Genomic DNA, 8,728 nt, shown 5'->3' with positions numbered 1-8,728 from the left:
CACGCGGTAGCCCGGCACGCGGCGGCCGTGCAGCGACACGAGGTTGCCCGCGAGCCCGAGGTCCGCGGCCTGGTGGCGGGTGCAGCTGGCCGGGCACCCCGAGACGCTGACCCGCACGCCGCTGTTGCGCCGCAGCGCGGGGAGGTCCCACAGGCTGCGGGCGAGGTCGTGGGTCGCGGTGATCGCCAGCGCGCAGACCGGGGCGCCGACGCACGACCGCACGTCGCGCGCGGGGTGCTCCGTTCCCACGACGAGGCCGTGCGCGCCGAGCGCGTCGCGCAGCACCCCGACCCGGGCGACCGGGACGTCGCGCAGGACGACGTTCTGCTCGCGCGTCGGGCGCAGCACCCCGTCGCCGTCGGTCTCGCCCGCGGCGGCCAGGGCGTCGAGCGCGTCGGCCGCGAGCTCGCCCAGCGACACCGTGACGGTGACCGACGCGAGGCCCGCCACGGTCTGCGGCCGGACGTCCGTACCCCACCCGCCGTCGGGGATGCTCTGGTCCGGCCCGACGACGGGGCGCGGGGGCAGCGGCTCGGGCGCGGGCCAGCGCCGGTGCCTCCCGGCCCGCTCGGCCTCGTCGACGAGCGCGGTGAAGCGCGCCCGGCCGAGCCGTGCGACGAGGAACTTCAACCGTGCGCGGTTGGGGGTGTCGAAGGCCCCGTGGGCCAGGAAGACCTCGAGGACGGCGTGCACCACGGGGAGCAGCCGCTCGCGGGGGACGACGTCGACGATCCGGCTCGCGAGCGTCGGCGCGGAGCGCCCCAGACCGCCGCCGACCCACAGCTCGTAGCCCGGGCGGCCGTCGTCGAGGACCGACACCAGGCCGATGTCGGAGACCTTCGCCTGATCGCGGCACGGCCCACAGCCGCCCATGCCGATGGTGAGCCGCTGCGGCAGCCGGGCGTCGAGGTCCGGCCCGAGCGCGAGCAGGGAGTCGGTGAGCCGGGCCGCGTCGGACGTGCAGTCGAAGGGCTCCTCGGCGGAGACGCCCGCGTCGGGGCACGTGGTGACGCCGCGGACGGTGTGGCCACAGGTCGACGTCGGGTCCAGGCCCGCTGCGCGGAGCCGCTCGCGGACCTCGGCCACCTCGCGGGCGGGCACGTCGTGCAGCTCGACCTGCTGCCGCGTCGTCAGGTGGACCCGGCCGTCGCTGTGGCGGCGCGCGAGGCCGGCGAGCGTGCGGGCGGCGTCCGCGGTGAGCGTCCCCCGGGTGCGGGCACGGACGAGGAAGTGCCGGTCGGAGGCCTGCGAGCAGACGCCGAGGGTCTTGAGGCTGTAGCGCTCGAGCGCGCCGAGGGCGCCGCCGGCGAGCGCGGCGGGGTCGAGGGGCAGGCCGGCGCGCTTGCTGGCGACGACGTCGCCGGGCGCGTCCCGCCCCCCGGGCCGGGCGGCACGGTGGGTCGGCCCGTACCCGTGCAGCGGCCGGGCGAGCAGCGTCGGCGTGCCCGCGACGCGGGACGGGGGCCGGGCGGCGCCGGTGACGAGCACGTACCCGGTGCCGCGCACCGTGCGGATCATGTCGCGGTGGGCGGCGCCGAGGACGCGTCGCAACTGCTTCACGTGCACGTCCACGGTCCGGGCGCTGCCGACGTAGTCCGGGCCCCAGACGGTCGCGAGCAGGTGCCGCCGCGAGAGCGGCCGCCCGGCGTGCTCGACGAGCTCGGTGAGCAGCTCGAACTCCCGGCGCGCCAGCGGCAGCGGCCGGTCGGCGACGCGGGCCGAGAACGACGCGGTGTCGACGACGAGGTCCCCGACGCCGAGCCCGCCGGCGTCCCCGGTGGCGGCGCGGCCGGGCGCCGGACGGGTGCGGGCCGGGGCGACGGCGAGCCGGAGCCGCAGCTCGATCTCGGCCGGCGCGGCCTCGGCGAGCAGCAGGCCGTCGACGTCGCCCTCGGCGTCGGCGGGCAGGTCGGCGTCCGCCCCGAGCACGAGGAGCCGGGGGAGGCCCGGGCGCGCGCGGCGCAGGGTGTGCGCGAGCTCGGCCGCGGCGCGGGGCCGGGCGCGGCCGTCGAGCAGCACGGCGTCGACGTCGTCGGGGCCGGTCAGGAGCCCGGCGGCGGTGACCGGGGTGAGCGTCGTGCGGTGCGCGGCGAGCAGGGCGAGCCCGGGGAGGACGTCGTCGACGGTCTCGGCCGGGCTGACCAGGAGCAGGTGCACGCGGACCTCTCGTCGGGCTCCGGGGGCAGGACGGCAGGACAGCAGGTCGGTCATCCGATCATGGCTCCGGCGCCGACCGGCTACGGCGCGGTTACACCCGGATGTCCGTCGCGTGGTGCTCGTCTCCGCCCGTGAACAGGGCCCGGACCCCGGCCCGGTCGGGCTTGCCGATCCCGCGCAGCGGCACCGCGTCGAGGACCCGGACCTCCCGCGGCGCCGCCCGGCCCAGACCCGGCGCGACCGCGGCGCGGACCGCTGCGGCGTCGAGCGAGGTCCCGGCGACGACCGCGACGACCCGCGCGCCCCACGCCGCGTCGGGCACCCCGACCACGCACGCCTCCCGGACCCCGGTCACCGCGAGCAGGGCGCGCTCGACGGCGGCGGGGGCCACCTTCTCGCCACCGGTGACGATCACGTCGTCGGCCCGGCCGAGGACCTCGAGCCGGCCGTCGGCGCCGAGCCGTCCGAGGTCGGAGGTGCGGAAGCGCCGGCCGGGCAGGAAGTCGGCCCGGGCCGCGTCGTCGGCCCCGCGGTAGCCCTCGGCGACCGTCGCGCCGCCGAGCACCACCCGCCCGACCCCGGCCTCGTCGGCGCCCTCGAGCTCCACGGTGACGCCGTCGAGGGGCACGCCGTCGTACACGCAGCCGCCGCAGGTCTCGCTCATCCCGTACGTCGTCACCACCGCGACGCCGGCCTCCCGCGCCCGCGCGAGCAGCCCCGGGTCGGCCGCCGCGCCCCCGACGAGCACCGCGTCCAGGCCGCGCAGCGCGCCGAGCCCGGCGCCGGCGTCGTCGAGCAGGCGCCGCACCTGGGTCGGGACGAGCGAGGTCCGGCTCACCGGCCCGTCGCCGTCCCGGGCGGCGTCGGCGACGGCGGCGGCGAACCCGTCGGGCCGGAACCCGGCGCCGAGCTCCATCACCGCGGCCGGGGATCCGGCGCGCGCCGAGCGCAACAGGACCTGGACTCCGGCGACGTGGTGGGCGGGCATCGCGAGCAGCCACCGGCCCTCCCCGCCGAGCCGGGTCGCCGTCGCGGCGGCCGACGCGGCCAGCGCGGCTCCGGAGAGCAGCACCGCCTTCGGCACACCGGTGGACCCCGAGGTCGTCACCACGGCCGCGACGCCGGGCGCGACCGGCTCGGTGAGCGCCGCCCGCGGCGCGGGGTCGTCCGGCCCGATCGGCAGCACCGCGGGGCCCTCGCCGGCCGCGGCCGCGACGAGCCGGGACCCGAGCGCGCGGGCCGCGGCGGCGGAGCCGTCGGTCGGGACGACCTCGACGGCACGACGGTCGGCGATCACGGCCTCTACGGTAGGCACGGTGACCGACAGCGGGGTGGTGACCGTCGTCGCCGGCCCGTCGGGGATCGACCTGGCCGTCGCCGTCATGGCGCTGCCGATGCGCACCCGGTTCCGCGGGATCACCGTCCGGGAGACGCTGCTGCTGCGGCGCGCCGATCAGGACGGCCCCTGGGGCGAGTTCTGCCCGTTCGTCGAGTACGACGACGACGAGGCCGCGCCGTGGCTGCGGTGCGCGTTGGAGTCGGCGGGCGTGCTCGGGGCGCCGTGGCCCGCCGCGCGGCGCGCGCGCGTGCCGGTCAACGCGACCGTGCCCGCCGTCGGGCCCGAGCAGGCCCGGAGCATCGTCGCCGGCTCCGGGGCGGGCACGGCCAAGGTCAAGGTGGCCGAGCGCGGGCAGGACCCGGGGGAGGACCTCGCCCGGGTCGAGGCCGTCCGCGCCGCCCTCGGACCGTCCGGGCGCGTCCGGATCGACGCCAACGCCGGGTGGGACGTCGACGCCGCGGTCGCCGCGATCGGCGCGCTCGACCGGGCTGCGGGCGGGCTGGAGTACGTGGAACAGCCGTGCCCGACGGTGGAGGAGCTCGCGGCGGTCCGGCGGCGGGTCGACGTCCCGATCGCCGCGGACGAGTCGATCCGCCGCGCCGAGGACCCGATGCGGGTGGTCGCCGCGCAGGCCGCCGACGTCGCCGTCGTGAAGGTCGCACCGCTCGGCGGGATCGCCGCGTCGCTGCGGATCGCCGAGGCCGTCGGGCTGCCGTGCGTGGTGTCCTCGGCGGTGGAGAGCTCGGTCGGCCTCGCTGCGGGGCTCGCGCTCGCCGGGGCCCTGCCGGAGCTGCCGTACGCCTGCGGGCTCGCGACGACGAGCCTGCTCGCCGCCGACACGGTGGCGCCCGACGACGCCGTCGTCGCGGTTCGCGGCGCGATCCCCGTGCCCGCCGGCCCGCCCCCGGTCTCGGTGGAGCGCCTCGCGACCCACGCCGCGTCCCCGGACCGGGCGGCGTGGTGGCTCGACCGGTTGAGCCGGGTACTACACCGCGTGGAAGATTCCGCGGGGAACCGGGACGCCGCCGACGTCGTCCGATAGTGCGACCACAGGAGGACGACATGGACAGGCTCGACCGGCTGGAGGCAGGTCGCGAGGTGGTCGCGGCCAAGGACGCGAAGGGGATGAGCTGGCAGCAGCTGGCCGACACCCTCGAGCGTTCGCTGGTGTGGACGACCTCGGCGCTGCTGGGGCAGCAGCCCCTCGACGCCGAGCAGGCGCAGAAGATTGGCGGGGTGCTCGGCCTCGACGACGAGACCGTCGCCGCGCTGTCCGCCCCGCCGGTGCGCGGCGAGGCGGCGCTCGACCCGACCGAGCCCGTCACCTACCGCCTGCAGGAGGCGCTGCAGGTCTACGGCTCCGCGCTGCACGAGCTCATCCGCGAGGAGTTCGGCGACGGCATCATGAGCGCCATCGACTTCTCGCTGGAGTTCGAGCGCGAGCCGGACCCGAAGGGTGACCGCGTGAAGCTGACCTGGAGCGGCAAGTTCCTGCCCTACAAGGTCTGGTGACCGGGGGTCGACACGCCGCCGCGTCGTCGGCCTGACTCGACCCGTGCGGGGGTAGCGTGCGGAGCGTGACCGCCGCCCCGCCGCAGGACACCCGGGTGCAGCCGTCGGCCGCGGCCGGCGAACCCGAGGGTCCGCCCCTGCACGTGCGGACCGCGTTCGGGGTCCGCGAGGCGGAACCACGGCCGCGGCCCCACCTCCCCGGCCCGGCGTGGACCTGCGACGCGGTCCTGCTGCGGCCGGTGTCGGACACCGTGCTCGCCGCGTGGTCGGCGGCCACCGTCGAGGAGCTCTCGTCCACGGGGGTCGACGGGGTGCGCCTCGCGCGCCCGGTCCGCGCCTCCGACGGGCGGCGCGTGGTGTCGGGGTGGGCCGCCTGCCACGACGTCAGCGGCCAGGTGCGCCCGCGCCACGACGACGTCGTCGCGGTCTCGCTGCGCCTGCACCGGGCCACCGCCAAGCTCGCGCGCCCGCGGTTCGTGGACGACCGCGACGACATCCTCGCCCGCGCGGACCGCATGGCCTTCGGCGAGCGGGCGGTCTCCCTGGACGCCGAGACCGGCGGCGACCTGTTCGCCGAGCTCGCCCGTCGTCGGACGCCGCTGACCGTGCCGTCCCAGCTCGTCCACGGCGACCTGTTCGGGACCGTCCTCTTCGAGTCGGGGGAGGGGCCGGACGGGGCCGCCTCCGAGCAGGTGCCGCCCGCCGTCCTCGACATCGTGCCGTTCTGGCGCCCGGTCGAGTGGGCCGCCGCGGTCGTCGTCGTGGACGCCCTGGCGTGGGGCGGGGCCGACGCGGGGATCGTCAGCCGGTGGTCGCACCTCGTGGCGTGGCCGCAGATGCTGCTGCACGGGCTGCTCTTCCGGCTCGCGGTGCACGCCCAGCACCCGGCCTGCACCAAGGAGTCGCTGCGCGGGCTGGAGCACGCCGCCCGCGTCGTCACCGACCTGCTCTGATCCCGCTGCGGCGGAACGTGATGTGCCGCTCTCGCTCCGTCGCATGCCCGCAACGCCACGACACGTCGGTGTAACCGACCGTCCTTAGCGTCGCCCTCCGACATGACCGAGGGTGTGCGACCGGATCGCGCCCCCCGATCGAGAGGGCGGAACCGGATGAGCGTGGCCGAGCCGACCTCCGGAGGACTTCTCCGGGGCCGCTGGATCGACGAGTGGCGGCCCGAGGACGAGTCCTTCTGGCAGGCGGGCGGGAAGAAGGTCGCGAACCGCAACCTGTGGTTCTCGGTGTTCTCCGAGCACATCGGGTTCTCGATCTGGTCGCTCTTCGCGGTCCTCGTGCTCTTCATGCCCGAGGCGACCTACCACATCGACACCGCGGGGAAGTTCTTCCTCGTGTCGATGCCGACCCTGGTCGGGTCGATCCTGCGGCTGCCCTACACGCTGGCCGTGGCGGTCTTCGGCGGCCGCAACTGGACGATCGTCAGTGCGGCCCTGCTCCTGGTCCCGACGATCCTGTTGGCGATCTTCATGCACCCGGGCACGTCGTACACCACCTTCATGGTGATCGCGGCGATCGCCGGCGTCGGCGGCGGCAACTTCGCGTCGTCGATGACGAACATCAACGCGTTCTTCCCCACGAAGGAGAAGGGCAAGGCACTGGGCCTCAACGCCGGCGGGGGCAACCTGGGCGTCGCGGTCATCCAGCTCGTCGGCCTGCTCATCATCGCGACCGCGGGCACGGGCTCGCCGCGCATCCTGCTCGCGGTCTACATCCCGCTGATCGTGCTGGCCCTGCTCGGCGCCGTCTTCTTCATGGACAACCTGTCCTCGGTGCGCAACGACACCGGGGCCCTCGCCGAGGCCTGCCGGGACGCCCAGACCTGGGTCATCTCGTTCCTCTACATCGGCACCTTCGGGTCCTTCATCGGCTACAGCTTCGCGTTCGGCCTCGTGCTGCAGAACCAGTTCGGCCGCACCCCACTGCAGGCGGCGACGCTGACCTTCATCGGCCCGCTGCTCGGGTCGCTGATCCGCCCGGTCGGCGGGGCGCTCTCCGACCGCATCGGCGGCACCCGGGTGACCTTCTGGAACTTCGTCGCCATGGCGGTCAGCGCGCTGATCTGCATCGGGGCGTCGTCGGTGAAGTCGCTCCCGCTGTTCGTGGTCGGCTTCGTGCTGCTGTTCATCACCTCGGGCATCGGCAACGGGTCGGTCTACAAGATGATCCCGGCGATCTTCCGGACGAAGGCGCTGGCGTCGTCGGAGGAGCGGGGCTGGGACCAGGAGGCGGCCCTGCTCTGGGCGCGCCGCATCTCCGGTGCCGTCATCGGCATCGCCGGCGCGATCGGCGCGTTCGGCGGGCTGCTCATCAACCTGGCGTTCCGGGCGTCGTTCCAGTCCGCGAAGTCGGGCTCGCCGGCGTTCTGGGCGTTCGTCGCCTTCTACGCGGTCTGCTTCGTCGTCACCTACGTCGTCTACATGCGCAGCTCGACGGCGGCGACGGACCCGAAGACCGGCACGAAGGTCTCATACGCGTCCGTGTAGGTGGCTTCGCCTCGTGAGCACTTTCCGGGGTCATAGGCCCGGAAAGTGCTCGTGAGCGACCGGAGGGAGCACCCAGGTGGAACCGCGCACCGTCGTCGTCGTCGGCCACGGCATGGTCGGTCACCGGTTCGTCGAGAGCCTGCGTCGCCGCGACGAGGCCGGCGCCTGGCGCGTCGTCGTCCTCGCGGAGGAGTCGCGCCCGGCCTACGACCGGGTCGCGCTGTCCTCGTACGTGGGCGACGCGAGCGAGGACGACCTGGCGCTCGACGAGCACGCCGACCCGCTCGTCGAGCTCCACCTCGACGACCCCGCCGTCGCCGTGGACCGGTCCGCGCGCCGGGTGACCACGCGGGCCGGCCGCACCGTCGCCTACGACGAGCTCGTGCTCGCGACCGGCTCGGTGCCCTTCGTCCCGCCCGTCCCCGGCCGCGACCTCGACGGCGTGTTCGTCTACCGCACCCTGGACGACCTCGACGGGCTGCGCGCCGCCGCCGAGGCCGCGACCGCGGGTGCCGGGGCGGGACGGCGCGCGGGCGTCGTCGTCGGCGGGGGGCTGCTCGGGCTGGAGGCGGCCAACGCGTTGCGCCAGCTGGGGCTCTCGCCGCACGTGGTCGAGATGGCGCCGCGGCTCATGCCGGTGCAGGTCGACGACGCGGGTGGCGCCCTGCTGTACCGCCTGGTCTCCGACCTCGGTCTCCGCGTGCACACCGGGGTGTCGACGTCGGCGATCGCGCGCGACCACCGCGGCGGGCTCACCGTCACGCTCTCCGACGGCACCGAGCTCGACGCCTCGGTCGTCGTCTTCTCCGCCGGCATGCGCCCCGCCGACTCCCTGGCTCGGGAGATCGGGCTCGACGTCGCCGAGCGCGGCGGGGTGCTGGTCGACGACCGCTGCCGCACGAGTGACGAGCACGTCTGGGCGATCGGCGAGGTCGCGGCCGTCCGGGGCCGCACCTACGGCCTCGTCGCCCCCGGGTACGCGATGGCCGAGGTGGTGGCCGAGCGGCTCCTCGACCCCACCGCGGACGCCCGGTTCACGGAGGCCGACCTGTCGACCAAGCTCAAGCTGCTCGGCGTCGACGTCGCGAGCTTCGGGGACGCCCACGCCACGACCCCGGGCGCCCTCGAGGTCCGCCTCGACGACCCCGTGTCGGGCACGTACTCGAAGCTCGTGGTGAGCGACGACGCGTCCACGCTGCTCGGGGGCGTCCTCGTCGGGGAC

7 protein-coding genes are annotated in these 8,728 nt (G+C 76.0%); 5 read left to right on the top strand and 2 right to left on the bottom strand.

The window, feature by feature from the left end:
• Positions 1-2,211 (bottom strand): winged helix-turn-helix domain-containing protein (locus AC0CYZ_RS09420; protein WP_472214573.1); only part of this gene is annotated, 2,211 nt, incomplete at its 3' end.
• Between the two features lie 37 nt (positions 2,212-2,248).
• Positions 2,249-3,451: an o-succinylbenzoate--CoA ligase gene (gene menE, locus AC0CYZ_RS09415; RefSeq protein ID WP_472214580.1), complete on the bottom strand. Its 1,203-nt coding sequence runs from the start codon at positions 3,449-3,451 to the stop codon at positions 2,249-2,251.
• Between the two features lie 88 nt (positions 3,452-3,539).
• On the opposite strand from menE, the gene AC0CYZ_RS09410 reads away from it, so the two are divergent.
• The 5 genes from AC0CYZ_RS09410 to AC0CYZ_RS09390 form a co-directional block, all read left to right on the top strand.
• Positions 3,540-4,538: an o-succinylbenzoate synthase gene (locus AC0CYZ_RS09410; protein ID WP_472214577.1), complete on the top strand. Its 999-nt coding sequence runs from the start codon at positions 3,540-3,542 to the stop codon at positions 4,536-4,538.
• A gap of 20 nt (positions 4,539-4,558) precedes the next feature.
• Positions 4,559-5,008, top strand: coding sequence for a cyanase (cynS, locus tag AC0CYZ_RS09405; RefSeq protein WP_472214571.1), 450 nt, complete (start codon positions 4,559-4,561; stop codon positions 5,006-5,008).
• A gap of 143 nt (positions 5,009-5,151) precedes the next feature.
• Complete coding sequence (locus AC0CYZ_RS09400; protein WP_472214575.1) at positions 5,152-5,961, top strand: TIGR02569 family protein; 810 nt, start codon at positions 5,152-5,154, stop codon at positions 5,959-5,961.
• A 156-nt stretch (positions 5,962-6,117) separates the two neighbouring features.
• Positions 6,118-7,506 carry a nitrate/nitrite transporter gene (locus tag AC0CYZ_RS09395; protein ID WP_472214569.1) on the top strand — a complete coding sequence of 463 codons (1,389 nt, stop codon included), beginning with the start codon at positions 6,118-6,120 and terminating at the stop codon, positions 7,504-7,506.
• Between the two features lie 76 nt (positions 7,507-7,582).
• The coding region (locus AC0CYZ_RS09390; protein WP_472214566.1) for an FAD-dependent oxidoreductase at positions 7,583-8,728 on the top strand (1,146 nt) is incomplete at its 3' end.

Source organism: Actinomycetospora sp., from assembly GCF_055612215.1.
This window is presented reverse-complemented; position numbering and strand designations above follow the sequence as displayed.